At 42.4% G+C, this 14732-nt stretch carries 14 protein-coding genes, 1 pseudogene and 1 other annotated feature; of the genes and pseudogenes, 14 read left to right on the top strand and 1 reads right to left on the bottom strand.

The window, feature by feature from the left end:
- Window positions 1-64: 64 nt before the first annotated feature.
- The 11 genes and pseudogenes from O3670_RS04600 (at window position 65) to O3670_RS04550 (ending at window position 11180) form a co-directional block, all read left to right on the top strand.
- Window positions 65-820 (top strand): class I SAM-dependent methyltransferase, encoded by a 756-nt coding sequence (locus O3670_RS04600; protein ID WP_175062759.1) that lies wholly within the window; start codon window positions 65-67, stop codon window positions 818-820.
- A 64-nt stretch (window positions 821-884) separates the two neighbouring features.
- Window positions 885-2138: an efflux RND transporter periplasmic adaptor subunit gene (locus tag O3670_RS04595; protein ID WP_371595841.1), complete on the top strand. Its 1254-nt coding sequence runs from the start codon at window positions 885-887 to the stop codon at window positions 2136-2138.
- Window positions 2139-2148: 10 nt separating this feature from the next.
- Window positions 2149-2835 carry an ABC transporter ATP-binding protein gene (locus tag O3670_RS04590; RefSeq protein WP_263426207.1) on the top strand — a complete coding sequence of 229 codons (687 nt, stop codon included), beginning with the start codon at window positions 2149-2151 and terminating at the stop codon, window positions 2833-2835.
- Window positions 2836-2844: 9 nt separating this feature from the next.
- Entirely contained in the window at window positions 2845-4053 is a 1209-nt protein-coding gene (locus tag O3670_RS04585; protein ID WP_037602019.1) for an ABC transporter permease, read from the top strand.
- A gap of 122 nt (window positions 4054-4175) precedes the next feature.
- Window positions 4176-4312, top strand: a sequence feature (ribosomal protein L10 leader region).
- Between the two features lie 31 nt (window positions 4313-4343).
- The gene (gene rplJ, locus O3670_RS04580; RefSeq protein WP_003095623.1) at window positions 4344-4847 is read left to right on the top strand and encodes a 50S ribosomal protein L10; all 504 of its coding nucleotides are present in this window, start codon (window positions 4344-4346) and stop codon (window positions 4845-4847) included.
- 74 nt (window positions 4848-4921) lie between these two features.
- Complete coding sequence (rplL, locus tag O3670_RS04575) at window positions 4922-5290, top strand: 50S ribosomal protein L7/L12 (protein WP_004183006.1); 369 nt, start codon at window positions 4922-4924, stop codon at window positions 5288-5290.
- A 198-nt stretch (window positions 5291-5488) separates the two neighbouring features.
- The gene (locus O3670_RS04570; protein ID WP_002269975.1) at window positions 5489-5611 is read left to right on the top strand and encodes a hypothetical protein; all 123 of its coding nucleotides are present in this window, start codon (window positions 5489-5491) and stop codon (window positions 5609-5611) included.
- A 116-nt stretch (window positions 5612-5727) separates the two neighbouring features.
- Complete coding sequence (locus O3670_RS04565) at window positions 5728-7281, top strand: BCCT family transporter (RefSeq protein ID WP_371595840.1); 1554 nt, start codon at window positions 5728-5730, stop codon at window positions 7279-7281.
- A 9-nt stretch (window positions 7282-7290) separates the two neighbouring features.
- Window positions 7291-7446, top strand: a pseudogene (locus tag O3670_RS04560) (LysR family transcriptional regulator); the annotation flags it as partial.
- A gap of 197 nt (window positions 7447-7643) precedes the next feature.
- A complete protein-coding gene (locus O3670_RS04555; protein WP_371595839.1) occupies window positions 7644-9380 on the top strand; it encodes an ABC transporter ATP-binding protein in 1737 nt (578 codons plus the stop codon).
- Window positions 9381-9392: 12 nt separating this feature from the next.
- Entirely contained in the window at window positions 9393-11180 is a 1788-nt protein-coding gene (locus tag O3670_RS04550) for an ABC transporter ATP-binding protein (protein ID WP_371595838.1), read from the top strand.
- Window positions 11181-11277: 97 nt separating this feature from the next.
- Here O3670_RS04550 and queA read toward each other — a convergent pair whose 3' ends face one another.
- Window positions 11278-12321 carry a tRNA preQ1(34) S-adenosylmethionine ribosyltransferase-isomerase QueA gene (gene queA, locus O3670_RS04545; protein WP_060973333.1) on the bottom strand — a complete coding sequence of 348 codons (1044 nt, stop codon included), beginning with the start codon at window positions 12319-12321 and terminating at the stop codon, window positions 11278-11280.
- Window positions 12322-12473: 152 nt separating this feature from the next.
- Here queA and O3670_RS04540 point away from each other — a divergent pair, with 152 nt between their 5' ends.
- The 3 genes from O3670_RS04540 (at window position 12474) to O3670_RS04530 (ending at window position 14721) form a co-directional block, all read left to right on the top strand.
- Entirely contained in the window at window positions 12474-13175 is a 702-nt protein-coding gene (locus tag O3670_RS04540) for a glucosamine-6-phosphate deaminase (protein ID WP_371595837.1), read from the top strand.
- A 189-nt stretch (window positions 13176-13364) separates the two neighbouring features.
- A complete protein-coding gene (trhO, locus tag O3670_RS04535) occupies window positions 13365-14348 on the top strand; it encodes an oxygen-dependent tRNA uridine(34) hydroxylase TrhO (protein WP_195914462.1) in 984 nt (327 codons plus the stop codon).
- Between the two features lie 175 nt (window positions 14349-14523).
- Window positions 14524-14721, top strand: coding sequence for a helix-turn-helix transcriptional regulator (locus O3670_RS04530; protein WP_002885991.1), 198 nt, complete (start codon window positions 14524-14526; stop codon window positions 14719-14721).
- The last annotated feature ends 11 nt before the right edge of the window (window positions 14722-14732 follow it).

Raw genomic sequence — 14732 nt, 5'->3', positions numbered from 1 at the left:
AGAAAGTTAAAAATGAAAGCTAAGACCATGGTTTAGACTACTTAAATTCTGCTATACTAGAAACATGATTATTACGACATCTTTACGGGAAAACGAGACCTTGATTGCGCGTGCCCAAGAATTAGCTCACGAGCTAGGAGCTGACTACCAGCCTCGTCGCAAGTTGTCCTTGGCAAAATGTCTAGAGCGCTTTGGACCTTTCTATCTCCTATATAAAGACAGATTGTCTTTTATCAATTCGGATGCTAGTGAGTTGACCTTCCATCCAGATACGGCCGCTCTCAGGATTAAGGCTCCCCATGACGCTTTAGTCAGTCTTTTAGGTAAGTCTTCCAAGGCTATTCTTGACACGACCATGGGTCTGGCTTCTGATAGCCTAGTGATGGCAGCAACGGGAAATAGGGTGACAGCCCTTGAGAGTCAAGATGTGATTTTTCAGGTGGTTTCTCGAGGCCTGGCCACGTATCAGACAGATGACAAGCAGCTTGAAAAGGCCATGCGTTCTATTAAAGCTATTAAGAGCGATAGCTTGTCTTTTTTGAAGGTTCAAGCTGACAATTCCTTTGATATCATCTATGCCGATCCTATGTTTTCAGAGATCATCAAGGAATCGGAAAATCTAGAGGCTATCAAGCCTCTGGCCAATGGTAGCCGTCTGACAGAAGAATGGCTAAAAGAAGCTAAACGTGTTGCACGGGAAAAAATTATCATCAAGGCACATTTTCGAGATACCGTTTTTGAAGAACTTGGTTTTGAGCGCCAGGTTCGGCCCAATCAAAAGCTGCATTATGGTGTCATGGATGTAAGCGAAGGTCATTGACACTGAAAGTTAAAAGTATTACAATTGTTTTATCCATGTGATACAAAAAAGAAAAGAGAGACATATGCGAAAGAAAATCAGTCCAAAGTTATTTAAAAATAGAAAAAGAGTTTGGATCATTGGAGGAATTGGCTTCCTTGTCCTTTTGGTCCTAGGCTTTAACCTTTTTGCAGGTGGTGGCAAGAATGATAAGGCTTCTGAGTCCCCTACAGCAAGTAAGGTAACTAAGGGGCAGCTGGCCTCGTCGACCCTTCTGACTGGTATGGTGAAGGCTCAGTCGGAACAGTATGTTTATTTTGACAATACCATTGGACGCAATGCCACTGTGACAGTCTCTGTGGGTGAGGAAGTTAGTGTAGGTCAGCAACTGGTCCAATACGACAGCACCTCAGCCCAAGCGGCTTATGATACGGCTAGTCGTGCCTACAATAAGGCAGTTCGTGACCGTAATTATTTCCAACAGTATGGGACGGCTCCTGCGGCTTCAGCACAAACAAGTAGTGATTCGGATGAGGATGATTCGACAACTACTGTTAGTCCTCAACAGCGTCAGCAAACTGAGGCAAGTAATTACCAAACTTTGCAAGATTATAATGATGCCATTGCCAATGCAGCATCAGAGCTAGAAAAGGCACAAGATGTTCTCAACCAAACAGTGATTGTTTCAGATGCTAATGGAACAGTCGTAGAAGTTGCGGACTCTGTGGACCCTGCTTCAAAAGAGAGCCAAACCCTAGTTCATGTGACAAGTGAAGGCCAATTTGAGATTCAAGGGACCTTAACAGAATATGACATTCCAAATATTTCAGTGGGGCAAAAGGTCAAGATTACTTCCAAAGTATACCCAGACCAAACTTGGACAGGGAAGGTCAGCTATGTTTCCAATTATCCTAAGCAAAATGCTAACCAGTCAACGGGGACATCTGGCAACTCAGGTCAATCAGGTTCTCAGTATGAATACAAGGTTCAATTGACCAGTCCAATCGGAAAACTGAAGCAAGGTTTTAATGTATCACTTGAAGTGACAAAAGATGATGATGCCTTGTTGGTTCCTGTAACTGCTGTGACTAAGAAAGGCTCTGACAACTATGTCTGGGTTTACGATGATGAAACTCAGAAAATCAAGCAAGTCAAGGTCAAACTTGGCAATGCGGATGCCAAGCAACAGGAAATTGCTTCAGGACTTAAAGAAGGTCAAAAAGTTATTACCAAGGCAGATAAATCCTTTAAGGATGGCGAAACCCTAAAAGATGTGACGGATGCTGATAGCAAACAATCAAAAGACACTAGTGGAGAAGAGGTGAGGTCTAGTGACTAAGCCAGCTCTTATGGTTTTAAAGGGGATCACCAAGTCTTTCAAAAATGGTCAAGAGTCCTTGCAGGTCCTTAAGGGGATTGACTTATCGGTAGAAGAAGGGGACTTTGTGGCAATCATGGGCCCTTCTGGATCAGGGAAATCAACCCTTATGAATATTATCGGTCTTCTTGATCAACCGACTACAGGTTCCTATCAACTCGAGGGCGAGGATGTGGCTGAACTCTCTGAAAATCGCCTAGCCAAGGTAAGAAATGACCAGATTGGCTTTATCTTTCAACAGTTTTTTCTCTTGCCAAAGTTAAGTGCCCAAAAGAACGTAGAGCTTCCCTTGATTTATGCAGGGAAATCTCCACGCGAACGCAAACAAAGGGCGCAACAATTCTTGGAAAAAGTCGGCTTGTCAGACCGTAGCCATCACCTACCGTCAGAGTTGTCTGGTGGACAGAAGCAGAGGGTTGCCATCGCGCGTGCACTGTCTAACGATCCGGCAATCATTTTAGCGGATGAACCTACGGGTGCTCTTGATACCAAGACAGGGATGCAGATTATGGAGCTCTTAACCCAGCTGAACCGTGAAGGAAAGACTATCATCATGGTTACTCATGAGCCAGAGATTGCAGACTATGCCCGACGTAAGATTGTCATTCGTGATGGTGAAATCACTCAAGACACGACTGATAGCGTTCGGATTGACTAGGAGGTAAGAATGGAAAATTGGAAATTTGCTCTTAGTTCTATCCGTTCACACAAGATGAGGTCCTTCCTGACCATGTTGGGAATCATCATTGGTGTTGCTGCGGTAGTACTTATCATGGGGCTAGGAAATGGAATGCGTCAGAGTGTTACCGATAGTGTGACTGGTGACAAGGATACAGTTCAAGTCTACTATGAAGCCAAGGGTGAGGAGCTAGATCCTGCCTATGCAGATTTGGCACAACCTACCAAACCGGTTAAAGAAGTTTGGTTGGAGCAAGTGGCTAGGCAGACGCCTGGTATTGATAGTTATTTTGTGACTAACAGCCTAACTTCCTCTATCTCCCTACAAAAAAAGACTGTTAAGAATGTTAATATCACAGGTGCCAGTCAGGGCTACTTTAAAGCTAAAAAGTTAGAGATGTTGACAGGACGTTCCTTGCAAGACAATGATTATAAAAACTTTTCACGAGTTATTGTCATTGATCAGATGGTGGCTAAAAAACTCTTTGAGACGAATGGGGATGCCCTTAACCAAGTGGTTACTATTGGGAACAATGATTATCGTGTGATTGGTGTTTATAAGAATAAAGACACAGCAATCGGTGCCTATGGTGAAATTGGAACAGCTCTTGTGGCCAATACCCAGTTAGCGGCTGAAAATAACACTGATGCTATTGGCCAGATTTTTTTCCATGTGACCGATGTGAAAAATAGTAGTAGCGTTGCTAAGGATGCTGCTAAACGCTTGACCCAGTTGGCCCAAGATGACAATGGAGAATATAAGGCGGCAGATATGAGTTCGACCCTAGATCAGGTGAATACGATCTTTGGAACCATTACCACCGTTGTCGGAGCTATTGCTGGGATTTCATTATTAGTTGGCGGAATCGGTGTTATGAACATCATGTTGGTTTCGGTAACTGAGCGGACACGAGAGATTGGTCTTCGTAAGGCTTTAGGTGCTACACGTCGTAAAATCTTGACCCAGTTTTTGATTGAGTCGATGGTTCTGACTATTCTGGGAGGTTTGATTGGGCTAGGCTTTGCAGCCCTAGTTGTTGGACCAATTGGGAATGCCATGGACCTTAAAGCGACGGTTTCTCTTGGTGTAGCCATGGGAAGCATAGCCTTCTCAGCAGCTGTAGGGATTATCTTTGGCCTCCTACCGGCTAATAAAGCTTCGAAACTCGATCCTATCGAAGCCCTTAGGTATGATTAGAAATAACCTCTTGAAATCTTTAGATTTTGAGAGGTTTTATGGTCTTCGAAAAAAGATAGAGAAAAAAATAAAAAAATTGCATTTTTTTCTTGACGTCTGATTTAGGTCATGATATTATAAATAAGGTTTGAAAAAACTGACCTAAGACAGTTGGGGAGCAAGACTCGTAAACATCCAACCGAGGCACAAAACGTAACTATTTTTTTGTAACGTATTGTACTTTCGTGTCTAGGTTTAGGTACGATTTTTTTGTGCCTAGCCCAAAAATAAAAACGGAGGTAAAACTACTAATGAGTGAAGCTATTATTGCTAAGAAAGCTGAACAGGTTGCTATCGTCGCTGAGAAAATGAAAGCAGCAGCATCTATCGTTGTTGTTGACTCTCGTGGACTTACAGTTGACCAAGATACAGTTCTTCGTCGTAATCTTCGTGAATCAGGCGTTGAATTTAAAGTTATCAAAAACTCTATCTTGAGCCGTGCAGCTGAAGAAGCAGGTCTTGAAGACCTTAAAGAACTTTTTGTTGGTCCATCTGCAGTAGCATTCTCAAACGAAGATGTTATCGCACCAGCAAAAGTTATTAGCGAATTTGCTAAAGACGCAGAAGCTCTTGAAATCAAAGGTGGTGTTGTTGACGGTGCGTTCACTTCAGTCGAAGAAATCAACGCTCTTGCATCACTTCCAAACAAAGAAGGTATGCTTTCTATGCTCCTTTCTGTACTTCAAGCGCCAGTGCGCAATGTTGCATACGCTGTCAAAGCGGTTGCAGAAAGCAAAGAAGACGGTGCTGCATAAGCCCATCTTCACAACTCGTAGCCTAAGCTACGTTTAAAACACTATATTAAAAAACACATTTGGAGGAAATCACAATGGCATTGAACATTGAAAACATTATTGCTGAAATTAAAGAAGCTTCAATCCTTGAATTGAACGACCTTGTAAAAGCTATCGAAGAAGAGTTTGGCGTAACTGCTGCTGCTCCTGTAGCTGCTGCTGCAGCTGGTGCTGCTGACGCTGGTGCTGCTAAAGATTCATTCGACGTTGAATTGACATCTGCAGGCGACAAAAAAGTTGGCGTTATCAAAGTTGTACGTGAAATCACAGGCGAAGGTCTTAAAGAAGCTAAAGCTATCGTTGACGGTGCACCATCAGTTATTAAAGAAGGTGTTGCTGCAGCTGAAGCTGAAGAAATCAAAGCTAAACTTGAAGAAGCTGGAGCTTCAGTTACTCTTAAATAATAAGGTAACGACTCAAGTCGCTTAATAAAGAAAACCAGGGTATAAGCTCTGGTTTTTTTTACGATAAGCGATTATGAGAAACTGATAAATTGATTTGGTTTCCTGCCAAAAATTCTTTGGCAGGATTTTTGTTTTAATAAACTTTCGGGGGGTAGACACTAGATTGTCTACCCCTTTTTTTGCGTTTTGGAGGTAATTATGCAAAAGGAAGAACAGTCATCACGTCAAATCGTGAAGAGCCATATCATGACCATCATGGGAGTTGATAATCTAAAAGCAACTCAACTGGTAAATGAAATGGAACAAACAGGTTTAATCTGATTTGATGAATTCGGTTGTTATATGTATAAATTAAACAATTGTGTTACAATGAAACCATATAGAATTTTAAGTTTTCTCAAAAACTTTCTATAACTAAGAACACATAAGGAGGTAAAATGGTGAAGTATTCTAAAATAACAAAAGTTTTTCAGCTTTCACTCGTCATCATATTTATTTTAGTCTTGTTAGGGCTCTTTGTTCCCCAGCAGTTTCAAAATATTAGTTTTTACTTAAAAAATCTCTTAACAACTAGTGTTGGCTGGTTTTACTTGTTATTGGTTACGGGGATTTTAATTTTTTGTGTCTTTTTAATTGTAAGTCCGATAGGGCAGATTCGCTTGGGTAATCCCACGAGTCGGCCAGAGCATTCGACGACGTCATGGATTGCTATGATGTTTTCTGCTGGAATGGGGATTGGTCTGGTCTTTTATGGGGCAGCAGAGCCTTTGAGTCACTTTGCTATCTCGACGCCCAATGCAGAAATAGGCAGTGCGGATGCTCTCGCAGATGCTTTTCGTTTTACTTTTTTTCACTGGGGATTTCATGCTTGGGCGGTCTATGCCCTGGTGGGATTGTCTTTGGCTTATTTTGGCTTTCGTAAACGGGAGAAATATCAGCTCTCAGTCGTCTTTAAGCCTCTTTTTGGAAAATATGCGGACGGACCAATAGCAACCATTATCGATACCATCACCATTATTGCGACAGTGATTGGGGTAGCGACAACGCTCGGCTTTGGTGCCTCACAAATCAATGGTGGTCTCTCCTATGTCTTTGGTATTCCTAATAATAGTCTTGTGCAAGTCATCATTATCATCATTGCGACAATTCTTTTTCTTATTTCTGCCTTATCAGGTTTAGGAAAGGGTGTTAAAATCCTATCTAATACAAACTTGATTTTAGCTATTGTCTTGCTTGCTGGAGTCATAGTTTTGGGGCCAACGGTTAAGATATTTGACACCATGACAGACTCTATCGGCCTTTATTTTCAAAACTTCTTCCGTATGAGTTTTCGGGCGGCGGCTTTTGATGAGACCAAGCGGACTTGGATTAACCAATGGACCATTTTTTACTGGGCATGGTGGATTTCCTGGTCACCTTTTGTGGGCGTCTTTATTGCCCGTATCTCAAAAGGTCGGACTATTCGCGAATTTTTGACAGTAGTGCTTTTGGCACCAACAGTCCTTAGTTTTATCTGGTTTTCTGCTTTTGGTACCTTATCTACTTCACTACAAGATTCGGGGGTTAATTTGATACGTTTTGCCACAGAAGAAATTCTTTTTGCCTCTTTTAATGAATATCCTCTGGGAAGTGTCCTTTCACTCCTGGCAATTATTTTAGTTTTAACCTTCTTTGTGACCTCGGCGGATTCTGCCACCTATGTTTTGGCCATGTTGTCTGAAGATGGCAATCTAAATCCAAGTAATCGTAAAAAGGTGATTTGGGGTGTCATGCTGGCCTTGATTGCTATTGCACTCATGTTTTCTGGTGGATTGACAGCTTTACAAAACACGCTCATTATTGTCGCTTTTCCATTTTCTATAGTACTAGTGTTGATGATGTGGTCGCTTATGAAAGAGTTATATCACGAAAAAGAGCAAATGGGACTCGCCATTACACCAGACCGATATCCTGAGAAGAATCAACCGTTTAAATCTTATGAGGAAAATTAGGAGGATGGCATGGAGTTAAGAGTGCTTCGTTATTTTATTACTATTGCTGAGGAGGGGAGTATCTCCAAGGCAGCTGAGAAGCTGATGATTACTTAGCCGACACTCAGTCGTCAGTTAAAAGATTTGGAGCAGGAACTTGGTGAACCTCTTTTTATCCGTGAACATATCAAGTCGCTTAATAAAGAAAACCAGGGCATCAGCTCTGGTTTTTTCTATTGCTTTTAATATTTTCATTTGTTAGAATGTAGGTGATGTGCGTGCTTGTCACGCCCTTTTTCTGTGTCTTTTATGGCTTTAGTGGTTGTAAATAACTATAAAAATCCTAAAGGCATGGTAAATGCTAAAAAGAAAAGGAGAAATTTATGGCTTATATTTGGTCTTATCTCAGACGTTATCCTAAGTGGCTAGCAATGAATTTTACGGCAGCCATTTTATTTGTTATTGCTAACTTGGGTTTGCCGACGGTTCTTGCCAGAATGATTGATGAGGGAATAAACCGTGGTGATGTTGATAAGCTTTACGCTTATGCTTGGGTCATGTTTGGTGTAGTTTTGACTGGGATTGTTGGTCGTATACTTCTGTCCTATGCAGTTGGTAAGTTGACCACTACTATGGTGCAAGTCATGCGTAATGACATTTATGCTAAGCTTCAGGAGTATTCCCACCACGAGTATGAGCAGATTGGGGTATCCTCTTTGGTGACTCGTATTACATCAGATGCTTTTGTGCTTATGCAGTTTGCGGATCAGGTTCTTAAGCTAGGGGTTATCACTCCTTTGATGATGGTTTCCAGTGTCTTTTTGATTTTGACGACAAGTCCATCTTTGGCTTGGATTGTGGCAATCTCCTTGCCTTTCCTAGCCGTAGTAGTATGGTATGTGGCGGTAAAAACGCGTCCGCTTTCTGAAAAACAACAGGCAACTCTCGACAAGATTAACCAGTATGCTCGTGAAAATCTGACTGGACTTCGTGTCATCCGTGCTTTTGCTAGAGAAGATTTTCAAGAGAAGAAGTTCGCTTCTGAAAATGCTGTCTATGCGGATAATTCAAACAAACTTTTCAAATTGACTGGTTTGACCGAGCCACTTTTTGTGCAAATCATCATAGCCATGATTGTGGCAATTGTTTGGTTTGCTCTTGAGCCATTAGGTTCTGGGACTTTAGCAATCGGTGACTTGGTTGCCTTTATTGAGTACAGCTTCCATGCACTATTGTCCTTCCTTTTCCTAGCCAATCTCTTTACCATGTATCCTCGTACGGCGGTATCTAGTGAACGTCTGCAGGAAATTATGGACATGCCGATTTCTATCAATCCAAATGAAGATGGCGTGACAGAAACCGAGACTAAGGGATATTTGGAGTTTGACAATGTGACCTTTGCCTATCCTGGTGAAACTGAAAGTCCTGTCCTACACAACATTTCTTTCAAGGCAAAACCTGGTGAAACCATTGCCTTTATTGGGTCTACGGGTTCAGGAAAATCATCACTTGTACAGTTGATTCCACGCTTTTATGATGTAACACTTGGACGCATTCTTGTTGATGGTGTAGATGTCCGTGATTACAATCTTAAGGCTCTTCGTCGTAAGATTGGCTTTATTCCACAAAAAGCCCTACTCTTTACAGGGACTATCGGTGAAAATATCCGTTATGGTAAGGAAAATGCCAGTCATGAAGAATTGAATCAAGCTACTGATGTGGCTCAAGCCAAGGAATTTATCGAAAGTAAGGAAGAACGCTATGATTCTCATTTGGCTGAGGGTGGTAGCAACCTTTCTGGTGGACAGAAGCAGCGTTTGTCAATTGCACGTGCGGTGGTTAAACGTCCTGATCTTTATATCTTTGATGATTCCTTCTCTGCCTTGGACTACAAGACTGATGCGACCTTGCGCCGTCGTCTAAAAGAAGTGACTCAAGATGCGACAGTCCTGATTGTAGCCCAACGTGTGGGAACTATCATGGATGCTGATCAAATCATTGTTTTGGATGAAGGTGAAATCGTTGGTCGTGGCCGTCATGAAGAGCTTATGGAAAGCAATGAGATTTACCGTGAAATTGCTAATTCACAATTGAATCAAAAGAGTCTTACGGAAGACTAGAAGGAGGTCAAAATGAAGAATAATAAAAAGAAAACAAATCATTCCTCAAGTTTTGGCCGTCTTTGGTCATACTTGCAGGCTTATCGTTTCCCACTTTACCTAGCCATTTTCTTGAAAATTGTTAGTGTCATCATGAGTGTCCTTGAACCTGTAGTCATTGGATTAGCTATTACGGAACTGACTAAAAATACACTGGACATGGTCAAGGGTGTGGAAGGTGCCCATATCAACGTTTCCTATGTTGGTATAGTTCTGGTCTTTTATCTCTTGCGTGGTCTCATCTATGAGTTGGCTTCTTACTATTCCAACTATTTTATGACCAATGCTGTGCAAGCAACGGTTCAAGATATGCGAAATGAGATGACCGATAAAATCAATCGTACCTCAGTGTCATACTTTGATAAGCACCAGTTTGGGGACCTCTTGGGCCGCTTTACTAGTGACGTTGAGACAGTATCTAATGCCTTGCAGCAGTCATTCTTGCAGATTGTTAATGCCGTCTTTACTCTAGTCTTAGTTATTGGAACAGTGCTTTACCTTAATCTTCAGTTGGGAGCTGTGGTTGTCGTCACTATTCCCATTACTTTCTTTGGTGCTCGCTTCATTATGAGTAAGTCTCAACCTTACTTTAAGCAGCAGGCTGATGCCCTAGGTACTCTTAACGGTTTTGTTCAGGAAAATCTGACTGGTTTCAATGTGCTTAAACTTTTTGGCCGTGAGGATAAATCTTTAGACGACTTTAAAGAGATTACGGAAGACCTTCAGAAGGTAGGTTTTAAGGCCAATTTCATTTCAGGCCTCATGATGCCTGTACTTAATGGTTTATCTGACTTGACCTATCTCATTGTCGCTGTTCTAGGTGGTTTGCAAGTTTTGGCTGGTCGCTTGACGATTGGTAATATGCAGGCCTTTGTTCAGTACGTTTGGCAGATTAATCAACCTATTCAGAACTTGACTCAGTTAGCTGGACAATTGCAGAGTGCTAAGTCTTCTTTGGACCGTATTTTCCAACTGATGGATGAACCAGACGAGGCTAATGATGCTACTGAAGTGCTTGAAGGAGATTTGACCGGTCAGGTTAGCTTTAAGCATGTAGACTTCCAGTATGTGGCTGATAAACCTTTGATTCGTGACTTTAATCTTGAAGTCAATCCTGGCGAAATGGTCGCTATTGTCGGCCCAACTGGTGCTGGAAAATCAACGATTATCAATCTTCTCATGCGTTTCTATGATGTGACGGCTGGTTCTATCTCGGTTGATGGTCATGATATTCGTAACTTATCACGTCAGGATTATCGTAAACAGTTTGGTATGGTGCTTCAGGATGCTTGGCTCTTTGAAGGAACTATCAAGGAAAATCTTCGTTTTGGTAATCTTGAGGCAACTGATGAAGAAATTGTTGAAGCCGCTAAGGCTGCCAATGTGGACCACTTTATCCGTACGCTACCTGGCGGTTACAACATGGAAATGAACCAGGAATCAAGTAACATTTCACTGGGACAAAAGCAACTTTTGACCATTGCGCGTGCGCTTTTGGCTGATCCGAAAATTTTGATTTTGGACGAGGCAACCTCATCAGTTGATACCCGTTTGGAACTCTTGATTCAAAAAGCCATGAAAACTCTCATGCAGGGTCGAACAAGCTTTGTCATTGCTCACCGTCTGTCAACTATCCAAGAGGCAGACAAGATTTTGGTCCTTAAAGATGGTCAAATCATCGAACAAGGGAACCATGAATCCCTTCTTGCAGATAAAGGCTTCTATTACGATTTGTATAATAGCCAGTTTGCAGAGAAATAAACAAAATAATCCATCAGTTCATAACTGGTGGATTTTTGCTGATTTTAACGAGCAATAAAAGAGACTTCCCCAGTGAGAGAAGCCTCAAAATTAATATTTATTTCTCAGCAGGTCGTGTGACGAACATGGCATCTCCGAAACTGAAGAAGCGGTAGCGTTCTTGGACGGCGTGTTTATAGGCATCAAGGACGAATTCACGACCAGCAAAGGCTGAAACCAACATCACCAAGGTTGATTTTGGGAGGTGGAAGTTGGTTGAGAAGGCGTCTACGACTGTAAATTGGTAGCCTGGTTTGATAAAGATATTGGTCCAGCCTGAGTCGGCTTGGAGTTGACCATCGTATTTATTGCCGATTGTCTCAAGTGTTCGTATTGAAGTAGTTCCTACTGCAATGATGCGGCCTCCAGCGGCTTTGACGCTATTGAGGGTATCGGCAGCGTCTTGACTGAGGGTGTAAAACTCTGAGTGCATCTCATGTTCGTCGACATTCTCAACAGAAACAGGTCGGAAGGTTCCCAATCCAACGTGGAGGGTGAGGTAGACCAATTTTACGCCTTTGGCTTCAATCTTTTGAAGCAATTCAGGTGTGAAATGGAGACCAGCTGTTGGTGCAGCGGCAGAGCCATTTTCCTTGGCATAGACCGTTTGGTAACGGTCACGGTCTTCCAATTTTTCATGGATATAAGGTGGCAATGGCATCTCGCCCAAACTTTCCAATACCTCAAGGAAGATACCGTCGTAGCTAAATTCTACGATTCGACCACCGTGATCTAGTTCCTCAGTGACAGTGGCAGTCAAACGGCCATCACCAAAACTGACCTTAGCGCCTACTTTAAGGCGTTTCGCAGGCTTAGCCAAAACTTCCCATTGATCCCCTTGGGTATTTTTCAAAAGGAGAAATTCCACATGGCCGTGGGTATCAGGCTTTTCACCGTAGAGGCGGGCAGGAAGCACGCGCGTATTGTTCATGACCAAGGCATCGCCAGGGTTAAGCTGGTCGATGATGTGGTCAAAGTGGGTATCAGTCATTTCCTTGGTTACAGGGTCAATGACTAAGAGTTTAGAGGCATCACGTTGTTCCAATGGGGTTTGGGCAATTAGTTCCTCTGGTAGTTCAAAATCAAAATCGTTAGTATTCATTGGTTTCCTCGTTTAAAAATGTTCAGCCTTTTTATTATAGCACGATATAGGACGACCGTCATTAAACTTGTCGAGTGAAAGCGCTTGACAAAAAGGTTAAAAAAAGAGATAATAAAGAAAAAATGGTATATACCAATATCGAGGTGAATAGAATGAAAAAGATTTTAGTTAAAAATCAAGTTGAGGGAGGCCAAGTTGCCTTTGATCTTCTTAAAGAGAGCCTTGCAGCGGGTGCTCAGACATTGGGATTGGCGACAGGTAGTTCACCTATCGCCCTTTACCAAGAGATGGTTGAGAGTGACGTGGATTTTTCGGAACTTTACAGCGTTAATTTGGATGAATACGTCGGACTAGCACCAGACCATGAGCAGAGCTACCATGCCTTTATGAAGGCTCAACTCTTTGATGCTAAGCCATTTAAAGAGAGCTTCTTACCTGACGGCATGGCTGAAGATTTAGAACAGGCGGCCAAGGATTACGATGACATCTTGTCCCAACATGTCATTTACTTGCAAATCTTAGGTATCGGAAGTAATGGGCATATTGGATTTAATGAGCCAGGTACGTCTTTTGATAGTCAAACCCATGTGGTTGACTTGACGGACAGCACCATTGAAGCCAATAGCCGTTTCTTTGCCAGTCGAGACCAAGTCCCTACAAAGGCTATTTCAATGGGGATTGCCTCCATTATGGCTGCCAAGAAGATCATTTTGTTTGCCTATGGCGACAAGAAGGCAGATGCCATTTTCAAGATGGTTAAGGGGCCAGTGACAGAGGAAGTCCCAGCCAGTGTCTTGCAACATCATCCAGACGTGACCCTCATCTTGGATGAGGCTGCTGCTGCGAAATTGTAATGCTATCTTTTGAAAAACAATCTTAGGAAACTCAGGTTGAGGCATTTGGCACTCAACCTTTTTCTTTTGTGAAAAGTCACTTCCGAGCAAATCAATTGCCTGGCCCTCTTTGATAGCGCTATAATAGTTAAGTTGACTTTGACTATCAAACAACAGATATAGATATTTCATAAAGAAAGAGGACATACAATGGCAAAACCTATTCGAGTATTGCTTTATTATAAATACCTTCCCATCGAAAACGCTGAGCAATTTGCGGCTGACCACTTGGCTTTCTGTAAGTCAATCGGTCTGAAAGGACGCATCTTGGTCGCTGACGAGGGAATCAATGGAACGGTTTCTGGGGACTACGAAACCACTCAAAAATACATGGACTACGTTCACAGCCTTCCAGGGATGGAAGACCTTTGGTTCAAGATTGATGAGGAAGAGGAGCAAGCCTTCAAGAAGATGTTTGTGCGTTACAAGAAGGAAATCGTTCACCTTGGTTTAGAGGATGATAACTTTGACAGCGACATCAATCCGCTTGAAACAACGGGTGCTTACTTGTCACCAAAAGAGTTTAAAGACGCCCTTTTAGATGAGGACACAGTTGTCCTTGACACACGTAATGACTATGAGTATGACCTTGGTCACTTCCGTGGAGCCATTCGTCCAGACATCCGCAACTTCCGTGAATTGCCACAATGGGTCCGCGACCATAAAGAAGAGTTCATGGACAAGCGCGTGGTTGTGTACTGTACTGGTGGTGTCCGCTGTGAGAAATTCTCAGGTTGGATGGTTCGTGAAGGCTACAAAGATGTTGGTCAATTGCATGGTGGTATCGCGACTTACGGAAAAGATCCAGAGGTTCAAGGGGAGCTTTGGGATGGTAAGATGTATGTCTTTGACGAGCGTATTGCCGTTGACATCAACCATGTAGATCCTGTCGTTGTCGGTAAGGATTGGTTCGATGGTACGCCTTGCGAACGCTATGTCAACTGTGGTAACCCATTCTGTAACCGTCGTATCCTTGCTTCAGAGGAAAATGAAGACAAATACCTCCGTGGCTGCTCACATGAATGTCGTGTTCACCCACGCAACCGTTATGTCTCTGAAAATGGTTTGAACCAAGAAGAAGTTGTCTCACGCCTTGCGGCTATTGGTGAAAGCTTGGATGTAACACCTGCTTAAGTTTAAATAGTTAAGAAGCTGAGAGAAATCTTGGTTTTTTTTGCAATTTATTTCTAAAATAATAACAGATATATATTGCAAATGGAAATATATAGTGTATAATTAAGATGAAAACAGATGGTGAACCTAATCAATGTCGACGATAATATCAGATAAGATGAAAAGGAGAGGGCATGTGGCAAAGAATTTACGCTTAAAAGCAGCTCGAGCAGAGCATGATATGACCCAGGGTGACTTGGCAGAAGCGGTAGGTGCAACAAGACAAACCATAGGCTTGATTGAAGCTGGAAAGTACAATCCCAGCCTAGGTTTATGCATTGCCATTTGCAAAACACTGGACAGGACTTTGGATCAACTGTTTTGGGAGATTTAGGAAGGAAGTAA

This window comes from Streptococcus sp. 27098_8_74 (assembly GCF_041431705.1).
GTDB lineage: Bacteria > Bacillota > Bacilli > Lactobacillales > Streptococcaceae > Streptococcus > Streptococcus salivarius_E.
The sequence above is the reverse complement of the archived record's forward strand: the minus strand, read 5'-3'. Positions and strand labels throughout refer to the sequence as shown.

What these genes read in the sequence shown, in the direction of transcription:
- O3670_RS04600 (WP_175062759.1), top strand. Translation starts at nt 65, where the DNA reads ATGATTATTACGACATCTTTACGGGAAAACGAGACCTTGATTGCGCGT.
- O3670_RS04595 (WP_371595841.1), top strand. Translation starts at nt 885, where the DNA reads ATGCGAAAGAAAATCAGTCCAAAGTTATTTAAAAATAGAAAAAGAGTT.
- O3670_RS04590 (WP_263426207.1), top strand. Translation starts at nt 2,149, where the DNA reads ATGGTTTTAAAGGGGATCACCAAGTCTTTCAAAAATGGTCAAGAGTCC.
- O3670_RS04585 (WP_037602019.1), top strand. Translation starts at nt 2,845, where the DNA reads ATGGAAAATTGGAAATTTGCTCTTAGTTCTATCCGTTCACACAAGATG.
- rplJ (WP_003095623.1), top strand. Translation starts at nt 4,344, where the DNA reads ATGAGTGAAGCTATTATTGCTAAGAAAGCTGAACAGGTTGCTATCGTC.
- rplL (WP_004183006.1), top strand. Translation starts at nt 4,922, where the DNA reads ATGGCATTGAACATTGAAAACATTATTGCTGAAATTAAAGAAGCTTCA.
- O3670_RS04570 (WP_002269975.1), top strand. Translation starts at nt 5,489, where the DNA reads ATGCAAAAGGAAGAACAGTCATCACGTCAAATCGTGAAGAGCCATATC.
- O3670_RS04565 (WP_371595840.1), top strand. Translation starts at nt 5,728, where the DNA reads ATGGTGAAGTATTCTAAAATAACAAAAGTTTTTCAGCTTTCACTCGTC.
- O3670_RS04555 (WP_371595839.1), top strand. Translation starts at nt 7,644, where the DNA reads ATGGCTTATATTTGGTCTTATCTCAGACGTTATCCTAAGTGGCTAGCA.
- O3670_RS04550 (WP_371595838.1), top strand. Translation starts at nt 9,393, where the DNA reads ATGAAGAATAATAAAAAGAAAACAAATCATTCCTCAAGTTTTGGCCGT.
- queA (WP_060973333.1), bottom strand. Translation starts at nt 12,321, where the DNA reads ATGAATACTAACGATTTTGATTTTGAACTACCAGAGGAACTAATTGCC.
- O3670_RS04540 (WP_371595837.1), top strand. Translation starts at nt 12,474, where the DNA reads ATGAAAAAGATTTTAGTTAAAAATCAAGTTGAGGGAGGCCAAGTTGCC.
- trhO (WP_195914462.1), top strand. Translation starts at nt 13,365, where the DNA reads ATGGCAAAACCTATTCGAGTATTGCTTTATTATAAATACCTTCCCATC.